The sequence below is a fragment of the Neoasaia chiangmaiensis genome (assembly GCF_002005465.1).
GTDB lineage: Bacteria > Pseudomonadota > Alphaproteobacteria > Acetobacterales > Acetobacteraceae > Neoasaia > Neoasaia chiangmaiensis.
On sequence record NZ_CP014691.1, the window covers coordinates 794,082 to 820,742 of the forward strand.

The 26,661-nt window shown below is 62.2% G+C and carries 24 protein-coding genes and 1 pseudogene; 11 read left to right on the forward strand and 14 right to left on the reverse strand.

What is annotated here, in order from left to right; all coding sequences use genetic code 11:
- The first annotated feature begins 6 nt into the window (after window positions 1–6).
- Both cydB and A0U93_RS16115 read left to right on the forward strand, forming a co-directional pair.
- Window positions 7–1,026: a cytochrome d ubiquinol oxidase subunit II gene (cydB, locus tag A0U93_RS03790; RefSeq protein WP_077806168.1), complete on the forward strand. Its 1,020-nt coding sequence runs from the start codon at window positions 7–9 to the stop codon at window positions 1,024–1,026.
- Window positions 1,027–1,039: 13 nt separating this feature from the next.
- Complete coding sequence (locus A0U93_RS16115; protein WP_147151106.1) at window positions 1,040–1,177, forward strand: DUF2474 family protein; 138 nt, start codon at window positions 1,040–1,042, stop codon at window positions 1,175–1,177.
- A gap of 5 nt (window positions 1,178–1,182) precedes the next feature.
- Here A0U93_RS16115 and A0U93_RS03795 read toward each other — a convergent pair whose 3' ends face one another.
- Together A0U93_RS03795 and gloB are read right to left on the reverse strand one after the other, a co-directional pair.
- Window positions 1,183–1,782 (reverse strand): HAD family hydrolase, encoded by a 600-nt coding sequence (locus tag A0U93_RS03795; RefSeq protein ID WP_077806169.1) that lies wholly within the window; start codon window positions 1,780–1,782, stop codon window positions 1,183–1,185.
- A complete protein-coding gene (gene gloB / locus A0U93_RS03800) occupies window positions 1,782–2,501 on the reverse strand; it encodes a hydroxyacylglutathione hydrolase (protein ID WP_077806170.1) in 720 nt (239 codons plus the stop codon). Before gloB ends, A0U93_RS03795 begins: the two co-directional genes overlap by 1 nt.
- 108 nt (window positions 2,502–2,609) lie before the next feature.
- Here gloB and A0U93_RS03805 point away from each other — a divergent pair, with 108 nt between their 5' ends.
- The 3 genes and pseudogenes from A0U93_RS03805 (at window position 2,610) to A0U93_RS03815 (ending at window position 5,067) form a co-directional block, all read left to right on the forward strand.
- Entirely contained in the window at window positions 2,610–3,371 is a 762-nt protein-coding gene (locus A0U93_RS03805) for a class I SAM-dependent methyltransferase (RefSeq protein ID WP_077806171.1), read from the forward strand.
- 63 nt (window positions 3,372–3,434) lie between these two features.
- A pseudogene (locus tag A0U93_RS03810) lies at window positions 3,435–4,115 on the forward strand (phosphatidylserine decarboxylase); the annotation flags it as partial.
- Between the two features lie 28 nt (window positions 4,116–4,143).
- Window positions 4,144–5,067 carry a CDP-alcohol phosphatidyltransferase family protein gene (locus A0U93_RS03815; protein WP_255318299.1) on the forward strand — a complete coding sequence of 308 codons (924 nt, stop codon included), beginning with the start codon at window positions 4,144–4,146 and terminating at the stop codon, window positions 5,065–5,067.
- Here A0U93_RS03815 and A0U93_RS03820 read toward each other — a convergent pair.
- Together A0U93_RS03820 and gltX are read right to left on the reverse strand one after the other, a co-directional pair.
- Window positions 5,064–6,050, reverse strand: a complete 987-nt coding sequence (locus tag A0U93_RS03820) for an ion channel (RefSeq protein WP_245825083.1) — start codon at window positions 6,048–6,050, stop codon at window positions 5,064–5,066. The genes A0U93_RS03815 and A0U93_RS03820 overlap by 4 nt on opposite strands.
- A 22-nt stretch (window positions 6,051–6,072) precedes the next feature.
- Window positions 6,073–7,407: a glutamate--tRNA ligase gene (gene gltX, locus A0U93_RS03825; protein WP_077806174.1), complete on the reverse strand. Its 1,335-nt coding sequence runs from the start codon at window positions 7,405–7,407 to the stop codon at window positions 6,073–6,075.
- A 138-nt stretch (window positions 7,408–7,545) separates the two neighbouring features.
- Between gltX and A0U93_RS03830 the strand changes: the two genes are divergently transcribed.
- Window positions 7,546–9,945 (forward strand): EAL domain-containing protein, encoded by a 2,400-nt coding sequence (locus A0U93_RS03830; RefSeq protein WP_077806175.1) that lies wholly within the window; start codon window positions 7,546–7,548, stop codon window positions 9,943–9,945.
- Between the two features lie 72 nt (window positions 9,946–10,017).
- Here A0U93_RS03830 and A0U93_RS03835 read toward each other — a convergent pair whose 3' ends face one another.
- The 4 genes from A0U93_RS03835 to alkB all read right to left on the reverse strand — a co-directional run bounded on the left by A0U93_RS03835 (window position 10,018) and on the right by alkB (window position 13,749).
- On the reverse strand, window positions 10,018–10,398 hold the full coding sequence (locus A0U93_RS03835; RefSeq protein WP_077806176.1) for a hypothetical protein: 381 nt from the start codon (window positions 10,396–10,398) through the stop codon (window positions 10,018–10,020).
- Window positions 10,399–10,427: 29 nt separating this feature from the next.
- Window positions 10,428–11,606 carry a beta/alpha barrel domain-containing protein gene (locus tag A0U93_RS03840; protein ID WP_077806177.1) on the reverse strand — a complete coding sequence of 393 codons (1,179 nt, stop codon included), beginning with the start codon at window positions 11,604–11,606 and terminating at the stop codon, window positions 10,428–10,430.
- Window positions 11,607–11,638: 32 nt separating this feature from the next.
- Window positions 11,639–13,012, reverse strand: a complete 1,374-nt coding sequence (locus A0U93_RS03845; protein WP_077806178.1) for a class II 3-deoxy-7-phosphoheptulonate synthase — start codon at window positions 13,010–13,012, stop codon at window positions 11,639–11,641.
- A gap of 95 nt (window positions 13,013–13,107) precedes the next feature.
- A complete protein-coding gene (gene alkB / locus A0U93_RS03850) occupies window positions 13,108–13,749 on the reverse strand; it encodes a DNA oxidative demethylase AlkB (protein ID WP_077806179.1) in 642 nt (213 codons plus the stop codon).
- A 151-nt stretch (window positions 13,750–13,900) separates the two neighbouring features.
- On the opposite strand from alkB, the gene A0U93_RS03855 reads away from it, so the two are divergent.
- Both A0U93_RS03855 and A0U93_RS03860 read left to right on the forward strand, forming a co-directional pair.
- Window positions 13,901–14,281, forward strand: a complete 381-nt coding sequence (locus A0U93_RS03855) for a hypothetical protein (protein ID WP_077806180.1) — start codon at window positions 13,901–13,903, stop codon at window positions 14,279–14,281.
- Window positions 14,282–14,433: 152 nt separating this feature from the next.
- Complete coding sequence (locus A0U93_RS03860; protein ID WP_077806181.1) at window positions 14,434–15,264, forward strand: alpha/beta fold hydrolase; 831 nt, start codon at window positions 14,434–14,436, stop codon at window positions 15,262–15,264.
- A gap of 3 nt (window positions 15,265–15,267) precedes the next feature.
- Here the strand turns inward: A0U93_RS03860 and gorA are convergent, their stop codons facing one another.
- From gorA to A0U93_RS03880, 4 genes are all read right to left on the reverse strand, one after another.
- Complete coding sequence (gorA, locus tag A0U93_RS03865) at window positions 15,268–16,665, reverse strand: glutathione-disulfide reductase (RefSeq protein WP_077806183.1); 1,398 nt, start codon at window positions 16,663–16,665, stop codon at window positions 15,268–15,270.
- Between the two features lie 15 nt (window positions 16,666–16,680).
- Window positions 16,681–17,541 (reverse strand): ferredoxin--NADP reductase, encoded by an 861-nt coding sequence (locus tag A0U93_RS03870; protein ID WP_371862867.1) that lies wholly within the window; start codon window positions 17,539–17,541, stop codon window positions 16,681–16,683.
- 186 nt (window positions 17,542–17,727) lie between these two features.
- A complete protein-coding gene (locus A0U93_RS03875; protein ID WP_077806185.1) occupies window positions 17,728–18,618 on the reverse strand; it encodes an MIP/aquaporin family protein in 891 nt (296 codons plus the stop codon).
- A 126-nt stretch (window positions 18,619–18,744) separates the two neighbouring features.
- A complete protein-coding gene (locus tag A0U93_RS03880) occupies window positions 18,745–19,977 on the reverse strand; it encodes a NupC/NupG family nucleoside CNT transporter (RefSeq protein WP_077806186.1) in 1,233 nt (410 codons plus the stop codon).
- 127 nt (window positions 19,978–20,104) lie between these two features.
- On the opposite strand from A0U93_RS03880, the gene A0U93_RS03885 reads away from it, so the two are divergent.
- Entirely contained in the window at window positions 20,105–20,593 is a 489-nt protein-coding gene (locus A0U93_RS03885) for a glutathione peroxidase (RefSeq protein ID WP_077806187.1), read from the forward strand.
- Here the strand turns inward: A0U93_RS03885 and A0U93_RS03890 are convergent.
- Window positions 20,590–20,985 carry a DUF4112 domain-containing protein gene (locus tag A0U93_RS03890; RefSeq protein WP_077806188.1) on the reverse strand — a complete coding sequence of 132 codons (396 nt, stop codon included), beginning with the start codon at window positions 20,983–20,985 and terminating at the stop codon, window positions 20,590–20,592. The genes A0U93_RS03885 and A0U93_RS03890 overlap by 4 nt on opposite strands.
- A gap of 95 nt (window positions 20,986–21,080) precedes the next feature.
- On the opposite strand from A0U93_RS03890, the gene murJ reads away from it, so the two are divergent.
- The gene (gene murJ / locus A0U93_RS03895) at window positions 21,081–22,640 is read left to right on the forward strand and encodes a murein biosynthesis integral membrane protein MurJ (protein ID WP_077806189.1); all 1,560 of its coding nucleotides are present in this window, start codon (window positions 21,081–21,083) and stop codon (window positions 22,638–22,640) included.
- On the opposite strand, the gene A0U93_RS03900 is transcribed toward murJ, so the two are convergent.
- Complete coding sequence (locus tag A0U93_RS03900) at window positions 22,632–23,717, reverse strand: L-dopachrome tautomerase-related protein (protein ID WP_371862866.1); 1,086 nt, start codon at window positions 23,715–23,717, stop codon at window positions 22,632–22,634. The genes murJ and A0U93_RS03900 overlap by 9 nt on opposite strands.
- A gap of 254 nt (window positions 23,718–23,971) precedes the next feature.
- On the opposite strand from A0U93_RS03900, the gene mutS reads away from it, so the two are divergent.
- Window positions 23,972–26,635, forward strand: coding sequence for a DNA mismatch repair protein MutS (gene mutS, locus A0U93_RS03905; RefSeq protein ID WP_245825085.1), 2,664 nt, complete (start codon window positions 23,972–23,974; stop codon window positions 26,633–26,635).
- The last annotated feature ends 26 nt before the right edge of the window (window positions 26,636–26,661 follow it).

The window sequence follows — 26,661 nt, forward strand, 5'->3', positions numbered from 1 at the left end:
TCAATCATGAGCAACGCCGCATATTGGCTTCCCATCGTCTGGGCGGTTCTCGCCGCCACGGCGATCTTTATCTACGTGGTGCTGGACGGTTTCGATCTGGGCATCGGTATCCTGTTCCTCGGTGAAACGGACGAGACCCATCGCAACACGATGGTGAACACCGTGGCGCCCGTCTGGGACGGTAACGAGACATGGATGATCTATGGCGGCGCGGCGCTGTACGGCGTTTTCCCTGTCGCCTACGGTACGATCCTGCCGGCATTGTATCTGCCGGTCCTGTTCATGCTCCTGTCGTTGATCCTGCGTGGCGTGGCCTTCGAATTCCGCTCGCGGATGATCAGCAAACACTCCAAATTCTTCTGGGACTGGGCCTTCTGCCTCGGCTCGCTGGTGGCTGCGGTCTCGCAGGGCGCCATTCTCGGAACCCTGATCCAGGGCATCAAGGTCGAGCACAACACGTTCGTCGGCAGCCCCTGGGACTGGCTGGCGCCGTTCCCCTTGTTCTGCGGCTTTGCCGTGGCCGTCGGTTACACGCTGCTCGGCGCAACATGGCTCGTATGGCGTACGGAAACCGATCTCCAGACCACGATGCGGAAGCTGGCGAGCGTTCTGGCCGTTGCCATGTTCGCTCTGATCGGCCTGGCGTCACTCTGGACGCCATACCTGCACGTCACATACATGAACCATTGGACGGCATGGCCGCAGATCGTGCTCGTCCTACCGGTTCCCGTCGCCGTTCTGGCCATTGCGGCGATCTTCGGCTGGGCCATCTACGCCCGGTACAGACTCCTGCCTTTCCTGTGCACGCTGGGCTGGTTCTTCCTGTGCTTCACGGGCCTCGGAATCAATATCTGGCCATACATCGTGCCGCCGACGATCACGATCTGGGATGCCTCTTCACCGCCGAGCAGTCAGGCATTCCTGCTGGCCGGCAGCGTCTTCCTGCTGCCCATCATCATTGCCTATACGGCCTACTCCTATTACGTGTTCCGCGGCACGGTCACCGCCGAACACCACTATCACTAAGGACATCGATTTGATGCCCGCGCCACGTCCCAGCACGACGAACTCACGCGTTCAACGCATCGCATGGTTCGTCGGATTGTGGGCCGCCGGCGTTCTGGTGACGGGCCTTGCGGCGGAAGGCCTGAAACTTGTTATCTTCCGCCAGTGGTGAACCAGTTATTGCGTCCGCCCCAGGGTGGGCCGCACGTCGATCGGCTGCGCGCCGGCCCGATGCGCTGCTTCCAGCCCCTCATCGCTATCCTCGAGAACAAGGCAGCGCTCCGGCGCCACGCCCAGTTTCTCGGCGCCAAGCAGGAATAGATCCGGCGCGGGCTTGCCATGGGCCACATCCTCAACCGTTACGATGACCGGGAACAGATCCCGCAGCCCGATCGTCTGCAACGTAGCCTCCACGATCCGACGCTGCCCCGCAGACGCCACGGCCAGCGGCATCTTGCCGTGGAGACGACGCGCGATCGCCGCAACCGGTTTGATCGGCCGGATATCGCCGAGATGCGCCGCGTAAACTTCCTCGCTTTCGGCGGAAATCGCCTTGGCATCGAACGTCGCCCCCGTTTCCCGGGCGAAAGCCTCAAACAAAAGGTGGCGGGACAATCCCACACGTTGGTCATACCAGGCACGCTTCATATCGAGGCCGTGCGCGGCGAAAGCGGTCTGGAAAGCGCGGTAGTGGACAGGCGCCGTGTCGGCCAGCGTGCCATCACAGTCGAAGATCACGGCATCGAAGTCATGGCCGGCCAGATCGATGTCACTCATCAGAAATTGTCCTTTTCTTTCCGCAGTTTCGCGAACGTCGCCACATCCGGTGCACGCAGGAAGGGATTGGCCGCCCGTTCCTGCCCTAACGTGCTGGGTATCGTCGGCAGACCCTGCTGACGAAGCGATGCGACTTCTGCCGCGCGCGCCCGCAACGCCGTGTTGTCAGGATCGACATGTCGCGCGAAGTCCGCATTTGCCTGCGTGTATTCATGCCCACAAAAAACCAACGTGTCGTCCGGGAGGATGTCGAACCGGTGGAGGCTCTCGAAAAGTTGCACGGCGCTACCCTCCAGTAACCGCCCACATCCGAGGCTGAAAAGCGCATCACCACTGAACAGCGCTGGAACGCTGGGGAAATAGAAGGCCACATGTCCGTCAGCATGCCCGGGTGTCGCAATCGTCTCGCCCCGTTCCGCGCCGACCATGATCGGATCGCCCGGCGCCAGTGCGATATCCAGCGTCGGAAGTCGCCGTCTTTCGGAGGCCGACCCCGCGACGCGCGCACCATAGCGATGCCGAAGCGCATCCACACCACCCGTGTGATCCGCATGGTGATGCGTCAGGAGAATGAGATCGAGTTTTTCATTTCCCAAAGCCCGCTCCACCGGCGCCGCTTCGCCTGGATCGACGACCGCACGAACATTCTGCACCATATCGTGCAGGAGCCACCCGTAATTGTCCGACAACATCGGTACAACCTGTATATGAAGCGACATGATCCGACCTTTTCCAATGATGCACTCCACCCATCCATGCACGTCAGCACGAGAGGTATTTGTGCCCTGATACTTACTCAAAGCGTCATGACGCGTTAGCGTTCACTGATGTTCAGATGTCTCCGCACGAATAGTTCGTCCGACGCCGCCGGTTTCTACGCCTCCCGGCGCGGCGCGTTGACAGCAATGCTGCTCGCGGAACGACTGAGGCCCCTCCTGCCCGCGCCCGCCGGACGACGCATCCTCGGCCTCGGCTACGCGCAGCCTGTGATGACGCACTGGCAGGAACTCATGGAGGCCCAATGGGCCGGCACCGCGCGTCTGGACACGATGCTGACACGACAGCCTCCCGTCGGCGACGCCGACTCGGCGACATGGATACGCCATGACTGTCTAACCGGTCCGGATTACCTTCCTTTCGACGATCTCGCGCTCGACGTCGTACTTGTTGTCCATGGCCTCGAATTCGCCGGGCGTGCCCCCTTCCTGCGCAGTATCTGGAAGACGTTGCGCGACGACGGCGCGCTGATCCTTGTCACGCCCAATCGCACGGGCCTCTGGGCACACGATGATTCGACTCCTTTCGGCCATGGCACGCCCTTCTCCGCCGGGCAACTGGATCGCCTCCTCGACCGCGCCCTGTTTCGCACGGAAAAAGCCCTGCCCGCCCTGACCGTCCCGCCGGGCGGCCTTTGCCTCGGGCGTCAGACCGCACGCCTCTGCGACCGCATCGGCCAGGTGCTGAGCCGGCGCCTGGGGGGTGTCCACGTCGTGCTGGCACGTAAAAACCTCTATGCCGGACTGCCGCTCCAGCCGGAAGGCGCCCCCCTCAACCTCGCGCGCCAGATCGTCGAAACCAGCCCGTCCTGACACGCATGATGTCAGTATCCGTGCAGGTCGCTTGACCGGAACGCACGGTGTCGTAAGACTGCGGACATGTCCCTCATCCAGTCGTTCAAATCCGTCCTCGCGCCGCCGAACCGCGCCGCTTTCCCGTTCCTCGCGCTGACGGGCGGCATCGCGCTGCTCGGTCGCGCGACGCCCTGGCGCATCACGCGCGCGCTGGGCAACATTGGTGCAGGCGGCTTCGCGTTCTGCCTGTATTTCTTCCGCGACCCGAAGCGCTTTCCGCCACCGCGGGCGGGGCTGGTCCTTGCGCCGGCAGACGGTCGCGTCACCTCGGTCGAACTTGTGTCGCCGCCGGCAGCACTCGGCATGGGTGAGGAACCGGTCTGGCGCGTTGCGACCTTCCTCTCGGTCCTGAACGTGCATATCAACCGCATGCCGGTCGCCGGTCGCGTTTCGCGCGTCGCCTACCATCCGGGCCAGTTCGTGAATGCAAGCCTCGACAAGGCTTCCGAACTGAATGAGCGCAATGAGGTCGCCCTGACCCTGGATGACGGACGACAGGTTGCCGTCGTCCAGATTGCCGGCCTGATAGCACGTCGCATCGTGTGCCATGTGGAGGAAGGTTCGATCGTCGAGGCCGGCGAGCGCTTCGGCCTGATCCGCTTCGGTTCAAGAACCGACGTCTATCTGCCGCCCGGCGTCACGCCGCTGGTTGGCGTCGGCCAGACCATGACTGGTGGCGAAACCGTCATCGCGCATCTGTAAATCCGCGATTCTCGACGTGTCCGCCTCGATCACCGACCCAGGTCCTCCGCCATCGAAGCCGAAACGACGCCGCATCCGGCGTCGATTGCGCCGGATCGGGCGCGTTCGCCGCCCCCGCGTGCGTGGCCCTTCCTTCAACCGGCTGATTCCGAATATTCTGACGATGCTCGGCCTCTGCGCCGGGCTCAGCGGCATGCGTTTCGCGCTGGAACAGCATTTTTCCCAAGCCGCCGCCGCCCTACTGATCGCTGCCTGCATCGACGGACTGGACGGGCGCATCGCCCGGCTGCTGCACGGCACGTCCCGTTTCGGTGCCGAATTCGACAGCCTTTCCGATTTCGTCTGTTTCGGCGTGGCGCCCTCATTCCTCCTGTTCCTGTGGTCGCTGGAACATGCGGGACGCTACGCGTTCGTGCCGTGCGTCATGTTCACGGTGTGCATGGCCCTTCGTCTGGCGCGTTTCAACGCCAGCCTGGACGACGAGGACAAGCCGGAATACTCGCATAGCTTCTTCACGGGCGTCCCGGCACCGGCCGGCGCCGGCGTCGCGCTGTTTCCGGTCTTTCTGGGCCTTGAGGCCCGAAAACTGGGGCTTCCCGGTCTTGAGGCATTTGCCCACCATCCTCTGACATCGGTGATTGCTCTGGTCATCACCGCCGGACTTCTTGTCTCGACGCTACCCGTCTGGTCGTTCAAGAACTTCAAGGTGCCTGCGATATACGTTCTGCCGGTCATGCTGAGCACTGGCGCGTATGCGGCCGTTCTGGTGGCGGATCCCTGGGGGGCGCTGGCCGCTGCGGGCATCATCTATCTGGCGATGTTGCCGTTCAGTCGCCGCAGCTTCCAGCGCCTCAAACATGCCGCCGAGGCGATGTCGGAAACCGTCGAGGACGATACAGACGACACAAACCACCTGCCATCCACGGCAGGAGCACCGCAAGAAGCACCTTAGGCCACGCGTTCCTCGGGCGTTTTCCAGAGCTGGTCCTGCTCGATGTCATGGAAACGCCCGTAATTCACCGCCAACCGACCGTTGGCATCGACATCGATGATGTCCACGAAACGATGACCATTCAGAACGTGTTCGAAGCGATACGACCCGCGGGCCAGCACATTCTGCCCCGTGGCTTCGTCCGTTCCGGTCACCGTCACCAAAATCTCGGCTTCCTCCCGTTCGAGTTCATCATGGTTCAACTCGTAAAGCGGGCTTTTCTCATCGATCACATGCGCAAGGACGAAAGCGAACCGCAGAAGCGGGATATGCGACTGCAGCAGGCTCATCGACTCGAAGCGCCGTACGGGATGGCCGTTCTCACCCATGACGAGGCGCGACAGGGTCAGTTCGACATCCAGCGACAGGACTGCGCTGCGGCGGCAGTTCGCCACGCGCACGCACAGGGCCGGCATGCCGTGCTCGGCGCTGATGACCGCCTGCTGGCTGAAGATGAGCCGCGCACGCGGGCGGGCGAAACGCGCGAACACGGCGCCCGTCGTGAGCGCATTGATCATCATGCCGCCCAGCACCTCGATCGACGCCAGAACGTTCGCACCAGCGGAGGCGGGCGCCATCGTTCCGTATCCCACCGTCGAAAATGTCTGCACGCTGAAGAAGATCAGGTCCGCGAAATGCCCTGCTCGCGCGCCGGCGATATGCACGTCGCACAGATCATATAATCCTGCGAAAACGACATTGACCGTAATGTAGAGAGCAGCGGACCATACCATGAATAACGGCCAGGAGACCGTGATGGTATGATGATAGAGGTCCGTCCAGAGACTGTCGCTCAATCCGATACGTTGAACATCACTCTGCGCACGCTCCTGAACTACATGCGCCCGGAAACGTCGTTCCGCATCGAGTGCTCTTTCTCTGGCACTCGCATTGTTATGAGGGTCGAACCTGCGTGATCCGAAAGACCTGAATTTATTGCTCAACCCACTCCCTCCGTTGCGAGATCTACTCTCGCGCAGCATCCGTCAAGCGGCCAGCGACGCGGGCATGTCCCATCAGTTGAATGAGCGCATGCAGTTCCGGACCAGCTTCCTCGCCCGTCAGCGCCAGACGCAGCGGGCGGAAAAGCCCCTTGCCGCTTCGCCCGGAGACTTGCCGCAACGCGCCGGTCCATTGCTTCCATGTTTCCGCGCCCCATGGCTCGGGCGGCAGCGTATCCAGCGCCTGCCGAAGGAACGCTCGGTCATCCGGCAGATTGGGCGGCACGATGTCGCCCGCCGCAACCTGCCACCAATGCGCGATTTCCGCGGTCAAATCGATATTGCCCCGGATGACGTTCCAGAAGGCTTCCGTCGCACCGTCCGGCAACCTGTCACGCACGTCCTCGAATGCTCGATCGTGCAGCATACGGCGGTTCAGGCCGAGCAACTGCTGCATGTCGAAACGCGCGGCCGAGCGTGACATGCGCGAGAGGTCATACCCGGCGGTAGCCTCCTCCAGTGTCATCGGTGTCGGATCGTCCGCGCTGCCGATACGCGAGAGATAGGACACGACGGCATCCGGTTCGACGCCATCATTCCGCAGGGCGCGCAGCGACAGTGAATCGAAGCGCTTGGAAAGCTTGCCGCCTCCTTCGTCGAGCAGAAGCGGCAGGTGAGCGAACGTGAAATTGCCGGGCCGTGCGCCGAGCGCTTCGATGATATCGAGCTGAACGCCCGTATTCGTGATATGGTCTTCACCGCGCACGATATGTGTTACGTCGAGCTCGATATCGTCGACCACGGAGGCCAGCGTATAAAGGATCGTACCATCCGCCCGCACCAGCACGGGATCGGAAATCGCCGTCAGTTTGACCGAGCAGTCTCCCATGACGAGATCGCGCCACTTGCGGGATCCGTCGCTCAGTTTGAAGCGCCAGTAAGGCGTCTTGCCATTGGCCTCGGCCCGGGCCCGCTGTTCCGGCGTCATCCTCAGCATCGCGCGGTCATAGATCGGCGGCTTGCGCGCGCGCAGTCGCGCTTCACGCTTCGCGGCCAGTTCAGCCTCGCTCTCGAAGCATGGATACAGGCGGCCCGATGCCTTGAGCGCCTCGATTGCCAGGGCATACCGGTCCAGACGCTGCGACTGATGCGCCATTTCATCCCAGCCCAGCCCGAGCCAGCGCAGATCGGCTTCGATCCCGGCTTCGTATTCCGGTCTGGAACGCGCGACATCCGTGTCATCGATGCGCAGGAGAAACGCGGCACCATGGCGGCGCGCGAAGAGAGCGTTGGCAATCGCCAGACGGGCGTTGCCGACATGCAGATAGCCCGTGGGGCTGGGAGCGAAGCGCAGTTTCATGTCGCCTCTATGCCTCGCGACGTTCTTTCTTTCCAGACCACATCGTATCGTCCCAAAGTATTATCGCCATGCATTAACGAAGCATTAGACACACGGTGACACACTACATCGACCGAAGACCGGAGGAAAACGCACGATATGGAGAACGTCAGGAACCTGCTGGATCAGCACGATCTTCGGCTCGTTCTTCTTGCCATCATGATCTGCTGCATGGCCTGCCTCACCACCGTCAGCCTCAACGCCCGCGTAACAGCGACGAGCGGTCGTTCGCGCCTGGCATGGCTTGTGGCGAGTGCCCTGCTGTTCGGCTTCGGCGTCTGGTCGCTCCATTTCGTTGCCATGCTGGCTTTCATGCCGGGCTACGCCATCTCCTACGCCCTCGTGCCGACGGCTCTTTCGATCCTCGCCGCGTGTTCGGGCGCAATGATCGCCTTCACGATATGGCATCTCGCCCGGTCTGCTGTCATCGGCATCCTCGCGGGTGGTACCATGCTTGGTCTTTCCATTGCGACCATGCACGTCATGGGCGTTGTGGCGATGCGCGGCTGCGGCATCATTTCATTCGACAAGCCGACCATCTGCATGGCGCTCCTGTCCGACGTGCTCTTTGCCATGCTTGCCTTGTGGCGGATGCGCGGCCCGTCACTGCCACGACGTCTGGAGGCCGCCTTCTGGCTTGCCTGCGCCATCTGCGTCCTTCATTTCACAGCGATGAGCGCACTGCGATTTTCGTCGAAGCCGAAAATGGTCACGTCGGAACTCGAGGCAGGCTCCGTGCTTCTCGCACTCTTCGTCAGCATCCCCAGCGTCGCGATCCTCGTCGCCTTCTTTGCCCTTGCGCTCCTCGACAAGCATATGTCCTTGCGCACACTGCAGGAAATTGCGCGCCTTCGACAGCTCAGCGATGCAACGCAAGAAGGCTTGCTGATCCATCGCCACGGCATCATCCGCGAAATCAATCGTGCGTTGTGCGAACGATTGGGCATCACGCCTGAATCGGTCATCGGCGCGCCGATTGCCTCGGCATTGGGCGCGCAGGCCGCCGCACGACTGACCAGAGAGCATCATGATCCCAACCAGGCGATCATCATCGATGCGAACTGCCGGTCCGGAGAAGCCATTCCGATGGAAGTCACCATCCGGGCCATCACATTCGACGGCGAAGAGAGCGAGATCATCGCCATGCGTGATCTTTCCACACAGCGCCGCGACGAGGCCCGCATTCGCTATTTCGCGCATCACGACCCTCTTACAGGTCTCCTCAACCGCTTCTCGCTTCGCCGGCATCTGAGCGAGGCTCTTGCCGCTACCAGGCCATCCGACACCCATATCGGCCTGCTGTTTCTCGATCTCGACCGCTTCAAGGCCGTCAACGACCTGCTCGGGCATGCGGCGGGCGATGCGCTGCTTGTCGAGATTGCGGAGCGTCTCGCCGAGGCCGTCGGACCGACCGATATCATCGCACGTCTCGGCGGGGACGAATTCGTCATCCTGCTCAAGAACATCCCTGACGAACGCCCGATCGTCGCATGTGCGCAAGCCATTCAGGTGAGCATGACGCCGCCGATCGTCATCGACGGCCGCCAGATTGACATCGATGTTTCGATGGGAGGCGCCATCCATCCCCGTGACGGACTGGATGCCGATACGCTCCTGCGCAATGCGGATGCCGCTCTCTACGCGGCAAAAGCCGAAGGGCGAAACCGATATCGCCTTTTCGACGCTGTCCTGCATCTTCGTCTTCAGCGCCGCATGCATCTGCAGAGCGACATGATATCCGCCATGAAAAACGGTGACATGACCCTTCATTATCAGCCCCTGCTGAATTGTGTCAGCGGCCGGCTGGAAGGATATGAGGCTTTATTGCGTTGGTATCACCCAGAATACGGAGCGGTTTCACCGATGGAATTCATCCCCATCGCGGAAGAGACGGACGCAATCCTCTTGCTCGGTGACTTCGTGCTACGCGAGGCTTGTCGTCAGCTCGAAACCTGGCCGCGCTCCCAGCGTGTGGCCGTCAATATCTCTCCGATGCAATTCAGGCTCGACGATCTACCTGATCGCGTTGCGCAGATATTGCGCGCCCACGCCCTCGAGCCGCATCGACTGGAACTGGAGATCACGGAAGCCACGCTAATACAGAATCCAGAGAAAGCGGGCGAAACGATCCATGCCCTGCGCAAAATCGGCGTGAAGATCGCGTTGGACGATTTTGGAACGGGCTATTCCAGCCTGAACTACCTTCATCGTTTCCCGGTCGACCGCATCAAGATCGACCGCTCGTTCACGAACGATCTGGAGCAGGACAATGCCCGCGCCATTGTGCGTGCCATTATTGCGCTGGGCCATAACCTCAACATCGACGTGACGGCGGAAGGCGTTGAGACGCCCGATCAGCTTTCCTTCCTGCGGGATAATTGCTGCGATCAGGTGCAGGGGTTCCTGCTCGGTCGACCCGAACCGCTCTACCCGGCTTCCAAAATCGATGTCTCGCGGAAGGAGATGGAAACGCTGACCGACGCGAGCGGTCTGACCTAAGAAGTCCAGCAGGAAAAGTTTTCAGGCCCAGCGATTTAACGAGCGTTCGATGACCGATCACATGACCGACGATCAGTGAAGCTCCTCGTCATCTTCCACGAGCTTTCTGGGATCAATCGCGCGCCAGTCGCGTTCCATCGGCGTGGCCGGACTCGCCGCAAAGTCATCCAGTTCGTTCGCGGATTTCCAGCCATCGTCGTCGGCATCGACAACGACCGCGTCTTCACCGAAAGCAAACCACGCCTCCAATACGTCACGCCCGGTTGCACCACCCTGACGGCAACGCTCAATGCTGTCTCGGACATACGCGCGCGCAAAGGCATTCGCGTGCATCAAGTCCACAAAGTCCTTCACAACCTCGACGGTATCATCATCGGAGGCGCCGGAAAGATCGACGATGCGCACGGACCATCCGTTGTCACCGCCATTATCATGCGTCTTGTCTTCGGCCATATTGCCCACCTTTTCCTTAGTCTGCCCCTCTATCGAAGCAGAAATTCGCGACCGACCTTCACGCGCGGAACGCCGTCATACGAAACGATGTCGGCCGTGGCATAAGTCTCAGTCCACCGGCTTGGAATGAACGATCCCGTCCCAATGACATCGACGGGCGCTTGCGCATCGGCCATGGCCGTACATTTCTCGATTCCGAATCCCGAAGATGCCACGATCTTGACGTTCATGAATCCGGCGTCGTTCAGCGCCTCGCGCATACGCCAGATCGCGGCTGCCGAGACACCCGTCCCCACCAGATCCCGCAATTCGCGGTCCGAACGATAACGACGGATGGTCCCCGGCGTGTGACGCTCCAGCACGGCATAGGACGTTTGCGGATCGAGCCCCTCCAGAAAACGCCCGCCATGCGTATCAAGACGAATACTCAGGTCCCCACGCGCGGCCAACTCGGGGAAGCGCCGGCAAACAGCGAGACTGTCGGTGATTTCCTGTCCGAAATAATCGACCAGGATCGTAAGGGGATCATCCGGGTAGACCTCCCGATACATCTCCGCTGCTCGGAGCGTCGAGCCCGCATAACCGATCAAGGCATGCGGCATCGTGCCAAGACCGCGTTCCCGCCCAAAGAAAGCCGATGTGGCATCGTTGGCATTCCCGATGAACCCGCGCGCGCCTTCCTTCTTTGCTGCCTCCGACCCAACGGCCGCCGCGAAGGCCATCATTTCCTGCATGTCGAACCCAGCGCAATGTCGCGCTTCCATGGCGAGAAAAGCCACCTTCGGCAATGTCATGACCATCTGATAGGCATGATGCGCCGCGACACAGCACGGTCCAAGTCGTTGCAGCAACAATGTCTCAAGCGGCGCCAGATCGGCGAAGGAACCGCTGATATAAAGTAACGGTTCGCCTGCCCCCACCCACGCCCCCTCGGGATAAACCTGGCGCACGTCTATGGACATTCCGCGTTCACGCGCCACGTTTCGCAACCAGCGAATCATCAGTCCGCAAGCAGCCACCACGGGCCGGCGAATGAATAGCGCGTATTCCACGCGTTGATCGCCGAAATGCGACACGATCGCCTGTGTCCGATTGAAATAGACATCGGTCGTCGCGGCAATTGCCGAAGCGTCCAGCGATCGGGTCGGGCTGAAAGCCCGGTCCAGAGCGCGATCAATCGTGTCGCTGGCGCTTACCCAATCCTGCATTGTTCCATCCCGTTGTCAGCGATCGGCAGATATCACCGAAAATGACGCGTCAGTTCGCCCGCCAGCAGGAACGCCAGTTCGAGCGATTGTTCGGCATTCAGGCGCGGATCGCAGAACGTCTCGTAGCGACCGGCCAGATCCGCCTCGGTCAAGCACTGGGCACCCCCGACGCATTCCGTGACGTCCTGACCCGTCATCTCAATATGAATGCCACCGGGCCGCAAGCCAGCCTGGGCAAAGACATCGAAAAATCCACGCACTTCGTCGAGTATGGCGTCAAAAGAGCGTGTCTTGATCTTGCCCGCGGTCGTCATGGTGTTGCCATGCATCGGATCGCAGATCCACGTCACTGTCCGCCCGGTGCGTCGAACGGCGTCCAGGAGTGGCGGCAGATGATCGCGAACCTTGCCGGCACCCATGCGTGAGATCAGCGTGATGCGCCCCGGTTCGTCATGCGGATTGAGGATTTCGAGCAGCTTCTCCAGATCGCCGATGGTCGTCGTCGGCCCGACCTTGATGCCGATCGGATTGCGCACGCCGCGCAGAAATTCGACATGCGCCCCGTCCGGCTGGCGGGTGCGGTCGCCGATCCAGACGAAATGCGCCGAGCAATCGTACCAGTCGCCGCTCAGGCTATCGACGCGCGTCAGCGCCTGCTCATAGGGCAGCAGCAACGCCTCGTGCGACGTATAGAAATCGGTCTCATTGATCTGCGGCGCACGCTGGTCGAAACCGCACGCTCCCATAAACGACAATGTCTCGTCGATGCGCTGGGCCAGATCGCGGTAACGAGCCGCCAGCGGCGAACGCTCCACGAAACCAAGGTTCCACCGATGCACCTCGTGCAGGTTGGCATAACCACCCGACGCGAACGCCCGCAGGAGGTTCATAACACCGGCGGACTGGAAATATCCGCTCTCCATACGCGCCGGATCCGGCTCGCGCGCCGTCGGCGTGAATGCCGCACCGTTAATGATATCGCCACGGTAGCAGGGCAACGTCACGCCGTCCTGCGTTTCCGTGTCCGACGAACGTGGCTTGGCATATTGCCCGGCCATGCGCCCGATCTTGATAACTGGCACCTTGGCGGCAAAAGTCAGAACGACGGCCATCTGCAACAACACGCGGAAGGTGTCGCGCACGATATCGGCCGTGAATTCATCGAAGCTTTCGGCGCAGGCACCACCTTGCAACACGAAGGCTTCACCACGCGCGGCCTGCGCCAATTGAGCCTTCAGGCGGCGCGACTCTCCGGCAAAGACAAGCGGAGGATACTGACGCAGACGCTCCTCGACGACATTCAATGCTGCCGCATCGCGATAATGCGGCATCTGACGGATCGGATACGACCGCCAGCTCGTCGGCGTCCAGCCGGCTTGCAATACGGGCTCACGATCGGGATTCATCAGTACCATTTCCAATCCAAGGCTACGAGGGGCGATGTTTATGCCGGGAAAAACCCTGACAGCCTAGGCCAAACCGCGAGAAATACATATGGTGCTCACGTTACCCGCCGAAATGTCAGGTTGTAGCGATAGCCACCCGTCAAGGCATGGTGCCCAGGCCTGATGGGCGAAACCCCATGGAACGCCAGCCTCGAAGGACCGCCCCACACCACCACGTCGCCATGTTGCAGCACCACGGTCTGCCTCGGCGCATCGCGTGTCAGGCCGCCGAAAAGAAAACGCGCAGGCAGTCCCAGGGATACCGATACGATCGGCGCGGCCATCGCCTGCTCGTCGCGGTCCTGATGCAATCCCATGCGCGCACCCGGCACATATCGGTTGATGAGGCAAAGCTGCGGCTCGAAGTTCTCATAGCCGGCTCGGCACGCCATATCGGCGGCAAGCGCACGCATCACCTCCGGGATCGATGGCCAAGGACCACCTGTCATCGGATCGGCGGAAACGTAGCGATATCCCTGGCGGTCCGAATGCCACCCCCAAATGCCGCAATTGCTCATTTCCGCGGATAAGGCACGACCGCCAGGCGTGCTCAGGCGCCGCAGCGGTGCTGATCGCATGACATCCTGCACGGCCGCCCAAAGCCTGTCGGCCGCCGGCAATGCCGCGCCCGGCAGGAATAAGGCACCGTCGGCCAGTGCGACCGGCTGGCGCAACCTGTCGAACAGATCGCTCATCATGTTTGATCCCGCCCCAAACCAGCCGTCATTTCCCGCCTCCCCCTTGAACCGGGAAGCCAACATGGCGAATATAACCGGTAAGCGCCTTCTTGCCCTTTGGCTCCGCTTTTTCGGACAGGTCGGAGCACGACAGAACAAGGATCACTCAATAATGGCGATGCTCCGTCACAGCCTCGTGCTGACAGCCTCACTACTTGCACTTTCCGCGAGCGCCCTCGCCCAGACGGCGACCCAGTTTACCCCGCCGGTCGGCACCCAGTCCCAGAATAAAGGTAATCCGGGCGTCGAATATCAAGGTCATGGGGAACATTATACCGCCCACGGACGGCATTCGCTGCCCCCGGGCTACCAGGATGCGCCCTCCACGGAGTTCACACATGGTCCCGATCCGGATCACGAAGCGAACGTGCAGCGCGATGCCGTCACGGGCGCCGATCTGAGCAAGTTCGGCTCGGCCTATCAGGGCAGCAACCCGACACAAAGCGGCCAGCTTGGCGATTCCACGGGCAATGGCTGGGTCGCGCCACGGTGAGTGACGCCGACTGACCAGACCTGACGACAGGATTCGTTTCGTCGGCCTTATCAATTCAGACAATCGGCTCGGGACAATGGAAACCCGAGCCATTTCTACCAGTTCTCCCTGCACGATGCCCGATCCGGGCGCCTTCAGCCGGAGACCCTGCAATGCCGTTCATCACGACCCGCGATAACGTCAATCTTCACGTCAAGGATACGGGCAACGGACGCCCCGTGTTACTGATTCACGGCTGGCCCCTGACCGGAGACATGTGGGAATATCAGACACTTGCCCTTCAGGAGGCAGGATATCGGGTCATCACCTATGACCGCCGCGGCTTCGGCCAGTCGAGCCATCCTATCGGCCCCTACGACTACGATACGCTGGCGGCCGATCTGGCGACGATCATTGAGGAACTCGATCTCACCGATCTCACACTCGTCGGCTTCTCGATGGGCGGTGGCGAAGTTGCCCGTTACCTGTCGCGCTATGGTAGCGCCCGCATCGCCGGCGTGGCGCTGATTGCCTCCGTCGTGCCCGGCCTGCTGAAGTCGGAACACAATCCGGATGGTATCGAGATCGATACTTTCGCCAATATCAAATCGCAGATCCGGAAAGACCGTTTTCACTTTCTTCAGGAATTCGGCCGAACATTTTATGGCGTTGGCGTATTGCACAAGCCGGTCAGCGAAGCGCTGCTGAACTGGAGCTTCATCCTCGCGGTCATGGCAAGTCCGATGGCGACGCTTGAGTGCGTGGACTCATGGAGCCTGACCGACTTCCGGCCCGATCTGGCCGCGTTCAACGTGCCGACCCTTATCATCCACGGGTCCGGCGATGCCACGGTTCCGGCAGCCGTCAGCGGCAAGCGCGCCGCGAGCCTCCTTCCAAACGCGCATTACATCGAATACGAAGGCGCACCGCACGGACTGTTCGCGACAGTCCCCGACCGGCTCAATCAGGACCTGCTGGCATTCCTCAACAAGACGGCAATCTGACGATCATGCCGGAGGACGGGCCCGCTCGACACGGCGGGTCGGCGTCCGCATCGTGACAACCTCTTCGGCAGTTGTCGGATGAATGCCGATCGTCCGGTCGAAGTCACGCTTCGTGAGACCGGCCGTTATGGCAATCGCCAGTCCCTGCATGAGTTCCGGCGCCGTATCGCCCATCATATGGGCACCCAGAACCACGTCCGTTCCCGCATCCACCACCAGCTTGATGAACGTCTTCCGCGTTCTTCCGGTAATCGTCTGACGCATCGGTCGGAACTGCGCCGTAAAGATCTCCAGATCGGCTTTCTGGCGAGCCTCTTCTTCCGTCAGGCCGACGGCAGAGAGCGGCTCAAGAAAAAACACGGCTTTCGGCGTCGTATCGAACGACCAGCTTCTCGCGGATTTCGCGAACAACCGTTCGGCCAGAATGTGTCCCTCGGCGATGGCGGTCGGCGTCAGGTTATATCGGTCAGTCACATCGCCGATGGCGTAGATGCCCGGCGTTGTGGTCTCCCCATGGTTATTCACCAGCACGCGGCCCGTATCGACCGTCACGCCCGCTGCCTCGAGACCCAGCGACCCGATATTCGGCTTGCGCCCGGTCGCGAAGAACACGCAATCCGTCTCGATTGCCTCACCGGATTGAAGGCTGACTTTCAGCGCCCCGCCGTCAAGGCGCTCGATCCCACCCGGTGGCGACCCGGGGTGAAGCGTAATGCCATAGTCAGGGATAAGACCGGCAAGGTTCTGGCGCAGTTCCTCATCGAAACCGCGCAATGGCAGATCCTGCCGATAGACGAGATCGACCTGCGATCCCAACCCTGCAAAAATGCCGGCGAATTCAACACCGATATAGCCGCCACCCACAATGCAAATCCGCTCAGGACGGTCAGGCAGATGAAACGCCTGGTCCGAGACGATGGCCAGATCCGCCCCGGGTATCGCCGGTTTGACAGGGTGTGAACCCGTCGCGATGACGATCTTCTTCGCCCTGATACGCTGCGGCACCGCATCCGGGGCCAGCTCACCCGATCCGATCTCGATCGTCTCGGCGTCCAGCAGGCGGGCGTGACCGGTAAAGAGTGAAACACCGGCTTTCTCCAGCATCGAAACGTAGATGCTGTTCAGACGCGTGATCTCACGGTCTTTCGCCGCGATCAGATGTGCCCAATCATGCTTGCCCGACTGAATGTCCCAGCCAAATGCCTGTGCATCCGCGGACATGCCGCCGTATTCCGCGGCATAGACCATCAGTTTCTTCGGCACGCAGCCGAGGTTGACGCAGGTTCCACCCCAGTGGCGGCTCTCCGCAATACCCACGCGCGCGCCATGCTGCGCCGCAATCCGTGCGCAACGCACGCCGCCGGAGCCCGCACCAATGATGAAAAGGTCGAACTCCTGCATCGGTCTGGTATCCTCTCAGCGTTCCGCGAACGCTTTTTCGACCACGTATGAACCCTGATTGTTCATGTTGCCTTCTTCGAAGCCCATGGACACCAGAAGGTTTTCGGTATCGGCCAACATTTCCGGCGAACCGCAGATCATGACCCGATCATGTTCCGGATCGAGCTTCGGCAGGCCGAGATCGGCGAAAATCTTGCCGTTCTCGATCAGCGTGGTGATGCGATCCGTGACGGCGAACTCCTCACGCGTGACAGCCGGATAGTATTTCAGCTTGGCCGACACGTCCTCCCCCAGGAATTCATGTTCCGGCAATTCATGACGGATATGATTGGAGTAGGCCAGTTCACCGGAGAGGCGCACGGTGTGGCTCAGCACCACATGCTCGTAACGCTCATAAGCCTCCGGGTCCTTGATCAGGCTCATGAACGGCGCCAGACCCGTGCCCGTCGACAGGAAATAAAGGTTCCGCCCGGGACGAAGATTGTCCAGCAGCAGCGTGCCCACCGGCTTGCGCCCGACCAGCACCGTATCCCCGACCTTGACGTGACGCAGGCGCGAGGTCAGCGGCCCCTCTTCCACCGCGATGGAAAGGAACTCGAGTTGCTCCTCGTAATTCGCGGAGGCGAGCGAATAGGCACGCAGCAGCGGCTTGCCCTCCACCTCGATGCCGATCATCGCGAACTGGCCGTTCTCGAACCGCAGACCCGGATCGCGGGTGCAGGTGAAACTGAACAGACGGTCCGTCCAATGATGCACCGACAGAACCTCGCACGCATGCAGGTGGCCATATTCCTTGCTCGGGGGAGCAAGGCGATACTGCCCGGGATGCCCCTCGAACGGGACAAGACCGGTCAGCGGTGCATCGATGGTTGGCATGGGAAGCGAGATGGTGGCGGACATGGCGGAACTTTCTCGTCGTGGAAGCGCGGAACCCCGCGCCGGAATGCGGCGGGTTTTCTAGATCATCCCACCGTCAAATGAAAACCCCTTCGGATTCATGACACGTTATTCATGTGTAATTCCAGCAAAAGGCAGGATTCCGCTGTGCAACTGATCGCCGCCCTACAGCCTGCGCCGCCAGAAACGCGGAAGCAGATAAGGTGCGCGCCCGTCATGCCCGAAATAGACACGACGTGCCTCATGGATGCTCAGTTCACCGAAGATTTCGACGCGGATCGCCAGCCATACCAGGAGAACACCGGCAAATGGTCCAACGATATAGACCCAGAAATTCTGCCATTTATGCGCGAAAATCGCCGGCCCGATGCTACGCGCGAGGTTTGTGCTGTCGCCGGAAAGCCAGCTTTCGAACGGATTCATGCAGAAGAACAGCGGGCCGGCCACGAACGCCGTCAGAAAGCGCAATGGCGGTTTGCCACCGGTATACAGGATACAGCCGACGAGGGTCGCCGTCGCCCCGCATTCTCCCGCCGCCGCACCCAGCGGCGGCGCCAGCGGATAGGGAAACGTCGCGGCATAGAAATCCGCCCGGCACCATTCACCCCAGAAGGGCCAGATCCATCCCGCCAACGCGACCAGCGCCACGCCGGAGACGGCGCCCCCCGTCTGTGCGAGGACATAGCCGAGACAGTCGCGCCAGGTCAGCCGACGAAGCAGCGCGAACGCAACGCTGATCGACGGGCTGAGATGCGCGCCGGACACGCGGCCGAAGGGCGAAAACGCGGCGATGGTGCTGCTGAATCCAAAGAAGAATCCCTCCAGCGCCGCCAGAAGAGCCGGATGGACGACGAACCAGCGTCCCGCAGGGCTCATCGTCGCGCCGATGAATACGTTGCTGCTCACCCCGGCGATCATGAGTATCATGGTCGCCGCCCATTCGCAGGCATACAGGCGGAAATGAAAAGGACGATCCGGGTGCGGCTGGCCGCTCAGCGGCCGATCGTGCGGATGGGGATATTCCTGGTGCGTTTCCGGCAGGACGGCCGTCGTCATAGTTCATGCGGCTCCCGGCCGCACGAGGCATGACGTGCGGCGCAATCGAAAGACTGTTCCAGACCTTATGCCACGGTCGCGACGTGCCGTCGCGTCACGATCGTCAGCACCGATGACATGCTTCCCTCAGGCCAGAAACATGCCGGCGATCGTCGCGCTCATGGCGTTCGAAAGCGATCCACCCAGAACGCAGCGCACCGCCATGCGTGCGATTTCGGCGCGTCGCTCCGGCACGATACTGCCAAATGCGCCGATCAGAATGCCGATGCTGGAAAGATTGGAAAAACCGCAAAGCGCGAATGAAATGATCGCAATGGTCCGCGGCGGAAGGCCATGCGCATGAATCACCGGGGACAAGCCCACATAGGCCACGAATTCATTGAAGGCCACCTTCTGGCCAAGGAAACCCGCCGCCACCACGCAGTCATTCCACGGCACGCCGATCAACCATGCCACCGGCGACAGGATAATGCCCAATGCCCGCTGGATGCTCAGGTTTGCTATGCCGAACCAGCCGCCAGCGCCATGCAGCATGCCATCAAGCAGCGCGATGAGCCCGACGAAGGCGACCAGAACCGCCCCGACCGCAACGGCCACGCGGGCGCCGCTCAACGCTCCTTCCGCAATGGCATCGAACAGGGTCACGCTATGGAGTTCCGCTTTCGGCATCGCGCCCTCCGTCCCGACGCGCGGCGTGGGATACAGGAGCTTGGCAAAGAGGATACCGCCGGGAATGGCCATGAAGGAGGCAGCAAGCAGATAGGCCATCGGCACGCCGAGCGCCGCATAACCCGCCAGCACCGATCCGGCGATGGAAGCCGTCCCCGACGTCATGATCGTGAAAAGCTCGGCATCCGTCATTTCGGCCAGGTAAGGTCGCAAGGCGACCGGCATTTCGCTTTGCCCAAGAAAGATCGTCAGGACGGCGGAGAACGATTCCAGGGCCGAAGTCCCCAGAACGCGCCTCAGCCCGCCGCCGATGACGCGTGCCAGCGCCTGCATCGCGCCCCAGCGATACAACACCGCCATCAGCGCGGAGACATAGATGATGGCCGGCAGCACGCGGAATGCGAAAACAAACCCCTCTCCGCCGAACAGGGCTTCCATGCGCGGTCCGACCAGCCCCCCGAACAGGAAAGCCGCTCCGGCCTGCCCGTAGCTGAGAACCTGCCCGACGCCGCTTGCCAGCATCTCGAAAGCCGCGCGGCCCCAGGGGACGAACAGCGCCAGCGCGCCGATGCCGATCTGAATGGCCAGCGCCGGGGCGATCTGCCGCCAGTCGATGGCGCGGCGATCCCTAGAGAATAAAACGCCGATCGCCATCAACACCGCGATCCCCAGCAATCCACGCCAAACCATAATCAGACTTCTCCCGAACCGGGCCGGAGTCTGTCGTTGCGCGTTCGTTCTGTCCAGAGTCGAAACGCGCCCTTGCCTCGGACCGAACCGACGGGCACAAAAAGACCTTGCCAAAAGGACCGAGAACATGACTGCTGTTTACGATTTCACGCTTCCGGCACTGGACGGACGCTCGACGATCGATCTCGGAGCCTATCGCGATAAACCCATCCTGATCGTCAACACAGCCTCCAAATGCGGTTTCACGCCGCAATATGAAGGCCTGCAGCATATCTGGTCGCATTATGGCAAAGGCGGTCTGGCGGTCGTGGGAATCCCGAGCAATGACTTCGGCAATCAGGAACCCGGCGACGCCGCCTCGATTGGCGAAACCTGTTATCGCAATTACGGGGTTGGCTTTCCCGTCGCGGAAAAGGCACATGTCAAGGGCGCGGACGCCATTCCCTTATTCCACTGGCTTGCGACGCAGGGTGGATTCCTCTCGCGCCCACGGTGGAATTTCTACAAATACATCATCAATCGGCAGGGCAAATTGTCCGCTTGGTTCACGCCGCTCACCTCTCCCGGCAGCCAGCGATTCACGCGCGAAATTCACCGCGTCATGCTTGACCGTTAACGTCGCCGTCCGAGTTCGGCTTCCATCAATGCGATGTTGCGCAGGTCGGCCTTGAAGACGGTATCGAACAGATCTCCCAAAATCGGCACGACACCGACCACCGCCTCGATCGCGACATTGGCCAGCATACGCTTCAGGATCGCGGGCCGAACGCCAAGGCGGCGCGCTTCCCAGACGATATAAAGAGACAGCGCCGCCTGCACGGCATCGCCGCCACCCGGCACGAGGTTGAGGAACGTGTCCACACCGAATCGTGTCCGTATGCCGGGAAGACGAAAAGCCCCGTTCAACCACCATGCCAGACGGCGCAGACGCGCGACCCGTTCGGCCACGCGGCGCGCTGCATCGCCGGGTAAAAGGATTTCGTCAGGCTCGATCGGTCGCGCGCTCATGCCGGCTAGAGCGCACGGTCTCACCCGCCGGTTGCATCGCCATTTACGATCCGGGACCATGGGCGAACCGGAAAATCTTCTCTACAACCGCAGCCATGCTTAAGAATTTCCTGACGGTCGGTGGCTGGACCATGGTCTCCCGCGTGCTGGGCCTTGTGCGCGACCAGTTGCTGGCCGCGTTTCTCGGGACCGGATCCGCACAGGCCGCCTATCTCGTGGCATTCCGCCTGCCGAACATGTTCCGGCGACTGTTCGGCGAAGGGGCCTTCAATGCCGCGTTCGTGCCGATGTTCACGGCGCGGCTGGCGCAGAACGGCGAAGCGGAGGCACGCGCCTTCGCGACGGAAGCCATGAGCGCGCTGGCCTCATGGCTCCTTCTCATCACCATCCTCGGTGAAATCCTGATGCCGTGGCTCATACGCCTGATTGCACCGGGTTTCACGACCGAGGGCACGGAATTAGATCTCGCCGTGTCTCTCACGCGGATCACGTTCCCCTATCTCGTGCTCATCTGCGTTGCGGCACTCGTCGCGGGCGTCCTGAACAGCCTGCATCGTTTCAGCATGGCCGCCGCCGCCTACGTTTCGTTCAACGTCGTGGGAATCGGCTCCATCCTCTATGGCGCCTTCGTCCTGCACGACACTGCCTACGCGGCGGCGTGGGGCATCACCATCTCCGGCATCGTGCAACTCGGCCTGCTGCTCTGGTCCCTGCGGCGCGCGGGCATGACGCTTTCATTCGGCCGTCCGCGCTTCACGCCCGCCATGCATGACATGATACGGCGGCTCGTACCCGGCCTGATCGGCTCCGGCGTGACGCAACTCAACCTGACCGTCGATACGATGATCGCGACCCTGCTGCCGGCCGGATCGATCTCATGGCTGTATTTTGCCGATCGCATGAATCAGCTGCCCCTTGGCGTGCTCGGGGCGGCAGCGGGCACGACACTTCTCCCCGTGCTGACCCGCCACGTCGCGAACGGCGAGATTCGGGAGGGGCACGCAACCCTGAACCGCACCATCGATTACGCGCTCCTGCTGACATTGCCCGCCTGTTTCGGCCTCATCACACTCGCCCCGGAGATCATGGCGGGGCTGTTCGGTTTCGGTCACTTCACGATTCGTGACGCCATGGCCTCAGCACAGTCCTTGCGGGCCTATGCCGCGGGCCTCCCGGCGTTCGTGCTGGTAAAAGTGCTATCGCCGGGTTTCTTCGCGCATGGCGACACCCGCACCCCGGTCAATATCGGCTACATGACGCTTGCCCTTAACCTCGCCCTCAATCTGGCGCTCTACCGCCCCCTTGCCCATATCGGGCCGCCGCTGGCCAGCACGCTGGCAGCCCTGGGGAATGTGGCACTGCTTGGCGTCATTCTCTATCGGCGCGATATTTTCCGCCCGGACCGGCGGTTGATCGACCGGCTTGCGCGCATGACCGCCGCATCGGCCCTGATGTCGGCCGCCACGATCGTAATCGCGCGGATCGCCATGCCCGATCTGATCGGCTGGCACGGTCTCCCGCGCGCGGCCGGGCTGGGCGCGCTGATCGTGTTCGCCGGCGCGCTCTATCTACTGCTTCTGGCCCTGCTGGGCGTCGCGCGGCCCGGCGCGGTCCTTGGACGCCTGCGCCGCCCGCGCCCCGCCCCCCTACCGTGACGGCTTGAGATGGAGGTTCATCGTATAGATCGCGACAGGCAGATGAACGCGTGATTTGCCATCCGGCTGGAACGTGGCCGTCCGGTCGAGCTGAACCGCCGGAATCCAGAGTGTCCCGCGATTGTCGATCCACATCGCATCCGCCCAGACCAGACGCGGATCGGCGACCAGCACGTGGGCCCGCCCCTGTGGCGTGATTTTCAGAATCCTGAGTTTATCGACGTCGGAGACATACAGGTTGCCATCACCGTCGATCGCCGTACCACCTGTCGTCGGCGTATCGCAGAACGGCCTGACCCTCTTCTCCAGTTCGGTCTCCGACAGCCCCGCATCATCCAGCGCGGCGGTCGGAACGACATAGAGAGGGCCAGAACTTGCCTGAAAATAAAGCCGTTTCCCGTCCGGCGACGTCTCAAGCTGATCGGCATGAATGCGCGCGGGCTTGCCGCCGGTCGTCAAAACCCGGCCTTCCGCCAGCATCGGTCGTTCGTCCGTCGTGGACGGCGCATGTGACAGAACACGGCGTATCGTGCCCGTCTTCTGATCGACCACGATCAGGGCAGGATCTCCCGCATCCGTCAGATAGAGCATGTGGTCATGAAAACGCAGGTCGTCGACATAGGAACGCGACGTCACGCCACGATCGAGGGGGATCGTCTTCACCACGCCGTTCGTCCCGAGATCGATCACGACCAGCTTGGGCTTCGCACCTGTCGGTGAATTCTCCTGTCCACCGACATTGGCTTCGCCCGAATCCACGATCCATAACCGCCCGTCCGGCCCGATGCGGATCGCATTGACCCTTACGAAGGCGTGAGCGTCGTCATGCGACGATAACCAGTTGTTCCACGCCTCGTCTGGATACGCGTGCGGTGTGCCGTCAGGACGCAATTCGGTCACGGACGGGCCCGGACGGTCGCCACCGCCCCAGTAAGGGAATGACACGAAGACCCGCCCGCCATCGGAGACCGTGACGGCATTGAGAACGCGGTCGGACGTGAAGGCGGTCCGCAGTGCCGGTGCGCCTGTCGCAGGCGCGCCGGTGGCACCCAGCACCATCGCCATCCCGACGGCCATCCGGCCGAACCGTCTCATATCGACATGCCTCATCTATCTGGCTTCCATCCTCTGTTGCGCGCGCATGCTCAACACAATACGTCACAATAAGGTTGGCGCCCTCACGCCGATTGTGAAATGAAAAGCGGTTTTCCGATACATGCTGTGTCGAATGCGCCGCAATAACCAACCATTAACGCCACAGTGTCATCATTGCGGTTCACTTCATGCGTGGCGGACGATACATACAGTTGGATGGCTGCCAACCGGTTCCGATGAACATCAACCTATCCTCCTTCCCTTCATCCGACGGCGCGACCCCTGCCATGGCGCAGTGGTTCGCTCTCAAGGCGCAGGAACCGGAAGCGCTGCTGTTTTTCCGGATGGGCGATTTCTACGAACTTTTCTTCAATGACGCCGAAGCTGCCGCCATGGCGCTGGATATCGCGCTCACCACCCGCGGCCAGCACGCCGGCAACCCCATCCCGATGTGCGGCGTGCCGGTGGCCGCCGCCCCCGCGTATCTTGCCCGGCTGATCCGGCGCGGCTTCCGCGTCGCCGTTGCGGAACAGACACAGTCGGCGCCCAAACCCGGCGAGAAGCCCCTGAAAGGCCCCCTCACCCGCGCGATCGTACGGGTAGTGACGCCCGGCACGCTGACGGAAGATGAACTGCTCGAAGCCGGACGCCAGAACCTTCTGCTGGCCCTGGCCCACCCTCCGGGCCGGGTGAAACGCAACGGTCCCGTTGGCGTGGCCTGGATCGACATCTCCACCGGCGCGGTCGAGACCCAGTCGCTGCCCGCCGAAGGGCTGGCGGAATTGCTGGTCCAACTCGATCCGGCCGAAATCCTGGCGGCGGAAGAGATCATACCGCCTGCCTATGCGGACCGCCGCGCCCCGCCGGTCGATGGTGCCAAGACGAGTGCCGCCGCGGCGCTCGATGCCGCACGGCGCACTGTTGCACGGGCATTCGACGTCGCGCAGATCAGCGTGCTCGGCGATTTCACGGACGAGGAAGCCATCGCCTGTGCAATGGCCCTCGATTACGTACGCCGCAGCCAGGCCGGCAACATGCCCCGCCTGTCGCGCCCCATGCGCCGGGGAGAAGCGGGAACGCTCGGTCTGGATCCGGCAACGCGCGCCAGCCTCGATCTGCTGCAGGGACGCGATGGCACGACCACCCATACCCTGCTCGACGCCGTCTCAAGGACTGTCACCGCCGCGGGTTCACGCCTGATCGCCACATGGATCGCCGCACCCAGCACGGATGCCGCCCTGATCGCCCGGCGCCAGGAAGCCTGGTGCTGGCTGCGCGATACGCCCTCGGTCCTCGCTTCCCTGACCGCCCTGTTGCGCCGGACCCCTGATCTTGCCCGCGCCCTCGGGCGCCTGTCCACCGGGCGCGGACAGCCGCGCGATCTTGCGGCGATACGTGACGCGCTTCATACCGCCAACGCGGCGGTTGCCCTTCTGCAACCGGCAAGCGATGCGCGAACCCCGGCACTGATCCGCGAGATCACCGCCGGGCTCTATGGCCGCGCGGATACGTTGCTCGAAACACTCGAACGTGCACTGGCCGAGGATCTGCCGCTCAAGCTGGAGGATGGCGGCGTCATCGCGCAAGGCTTCGATGAAACGCTGGACCGCCATCGCGCACTGCGCGACGACAGCCGCAAACATCTTGCCGCCCTGCAGCTTCGCTATGTCGACGAATTCGGCGTACCGAATCTCAAGATCCGGCATCACGCACAGCTGGGCTATATCATCGAGACCTCGGCCTCCGCGGCGGCACGCCTGCGCGACCGGGAAGGCGTCATGCTGCGCCAGGGCACCGCGAATCTCGCGCGCTTCTCGACCCCGGCGCTGGCCGATCTCGACCGCGCCATCCTCGATGCCGGCGAACGCGCCGCCGTGCTGGAGCGGCAGATTTTCAACGGACTGGTCGCGCAGGCGGTGGCACACGACGCCTTGCCGGAAGTCGCTACGCTTTTCGCCCTGACCGACGTTCTGCAATCGGCGGCGGTCCTCGCGCAAGGCGGCGCATGGTGCCGACCGGACGTGACGGAAGACCAGCAATTCGAACTTCATGCCTGTCGCCACCCGGTGGTCGAGGCGGCGCTGGAACGCGGCGCGCGCTTTGTCCCCAACAACTGCATGCTACCGCCCGCCGAACGCGTCATGCTGCTGACCGGCCCGAACATGGCCGGCAAATCGACCTTTCTGCGACAGACGGCCCTGGCGGTGATCCTTGCGCAAGCCGGCCTGCCCGTCCCGGCCAGGGCGGCACGGATCGGCATCGTGGACCGGCTGTTCTCGCGTGTCGGCGCGGCGGACGATCTGGCGCGCGGACGCTCCACCTTCATGGTGGAGATGACAGAAACCGCCGCGATCCTGCGTCAGGCCGGGCCGCGCTCCCTTGTCGTGGTGGACGAGATCGGCCGTGGCACGGCGACGCTGGACGGCCTGGCGATCGCCTGGGCAACGCTTGAAGCCCTGCACTCCCAGCTTGGCGCGCGCACCATTTTCGCCACTCATTTCCATGAACTCGGCATGCTGACCGATTCGATGCCACGCCTGACGCCCTACACGATGGCGGTCAGGGAATGGCAGGGCGACGTCATCTTCCAGCACGAAGTCCGTAGCGGCGCGGCGCGCAAGAGCTGGGGCGTGCATGTCGCGCAGCTTGCCGGCGTTCCCGAACCTGTCGTGCGGCGTGCATCGCGGCTGCTGGCCGCGCTCGAACGCGATCACGCACGCACCCGGCCCGCCCTGCCTCTTTTCGAGACGGAAGCCGAACAGGCAGGCACACAGATGCCCGACCGACTGCGCGCGGCCATCGAGGCACTCGATCCCGACAGCCTTTCACCGAAGGAAGCCCTGCAGGCGATTTACGACCTCAGGAAACTGATGCTTGAACAAAATGGTCCTTTGGCATGAGGATAGCCTCTTGCATTCCCCCGGCC

Coding starts and splice junctions, on each gene's coding strand:
- A0U93_RS03885 (WP_077806187.1), top strand. CDS start 20,105: ATGACTGCTGTTTACGATTTCACGCTTCCGGCACTGGACGGACGCTCG.
- gloB (WP_077806170.1), bottom strand. CDS start 2,501: ATGTCGCTTCATATACAGGTTGTACCGATGTTGTCGGACAATTACGGG.
- A0U93_RS03840 (WP_077806177.1), bottom strand. CDS start 11,606: ATGCAGGATTGGGTAAGCGCCAGCGACACGATTGATCGCGCTCTGGAC.
- A0U93_RS03805 (WP_077806171.1), top strand. CDS start 2,610: ATGTTCAGATGTCTCCGCACGAATAGTTCGTCCGACGCCGCCGGTTTC.
- A0U93_RS03860 (WP_077806181.1), top strand. CDS start 14,434: ATGCCGTTCATCACGACCCGCGATAACGTCAATCTTCACGTCAAGGAT.
- A0U93_RS03870 (WP_371862867.1), bottom strand. CDS start 17,541: ATGCCAACCATCGATGCACCGCTGACCGGTCTTGTCCCGTTCGAGGGG.
- A0U93_RS03900 (WP_371862866.1), bottom strand. CDS start 23,717: ATGGCCGTCGGGATGGCGATGGTGCTGGGTGCCACCGGCGCGCCTGCG.
- gltX (WP_077806174.1), bottom strand. CDS start 7,407: ATGAAACTGCGCTTCGCTCCCAGCCCCACGGGCTATCTGCATGTCGGC.
- A0U93_RS16115 (WP_147151106.1), top strand. CDS start 1,040: ATGCCCGCGCCACGTCCCAGCACGACGAACTCACGCGTTCAACGCATC.
- A0U93_RS03845 (WP_077806178.1), bottom strand. CDS start 13,012: ATGAATCCCGATCGTGAGCCCGTATTGCAAGCCGGCTGGACGCCGACG.
- A0U93_RS03795 (WP_077806169.1), bottom strand. CDS start 1,782: ATGAGTGACATCGATCTGGCCGGCCATGACTTCGATGCCGTGATCTTC.
- gorA (WP_077806183.1), bottom strand. CDS start 16,665: ATGCAGGAGTTCGACCTTTTCATCATTGGTGCGGGCTCCGGCGGCGTG.
- A0U93_RS03855 (WP_077806180.1), top strand. CDS start 13,901: ATGGCGATGCTCCGTCACAGCCTCGTGCTGACAGCCTCACTACTTGCA.
- A0U93_RS03830 (WP_077806175.1), top strand. CDS start 7,546: ATGGAGAACGTCAGGAACCTGCTGGATCAGCACGATCTTCGGCTCGTT.
- A0U93_RS03835 (WP_077806176.1), bottom strand. CDS start 10,398: ATGGCCGAAGACAAGACGCATGATAATGGCGGTGACAACGGATGGTCC.
- murJ (WP_077806189.1), top strand. CDS start 21,081: ATGCTTAAGAATTTCCTGACGGTCGGTGGCTGGACCATGGTCTCCCGC.
- mutS (WP_245825085.1), top strand. CDS start 23,972: ATGAACATCAACCTATCCTCCTTCCCTTCATCCGACGGCGCGACCCCT.
- A0U93_RS03890 (WP_077806188.1), bottom strand. CDS start 20,985: ATGAGCGCGCGACCGATCGAGCCTGACGAAATCCTTTTACCCGGCGAT.
- cydB (WP_077806168.1), top strand. CDS start 7: ATGAGCAACGCCGCATATTGGCTTCCCATCGTCTGGGCGGTTCTCGCC.
- A0U93_RS03880 (WP_077806186.1), bottom strand. CDS start 19,977: ATGGTTTGGCGTGGATTGCTGGGGATCGCGGTGTTGATGGCGATCGGC.
- alkB (WP_077806179.1), bottom strand. CDS start 13,749: ATGATGAGCGATCTGTTCGACAGGTTGCGCCAGCCGGTCGCACTGGCC.
- A0U93_RS03875 (WP_077806185.1), bottom strand. CDS start 18,618: ATGACGACGGCCGTCCTGCCGGAAACGCACCAGGAATATCCCCATCCG.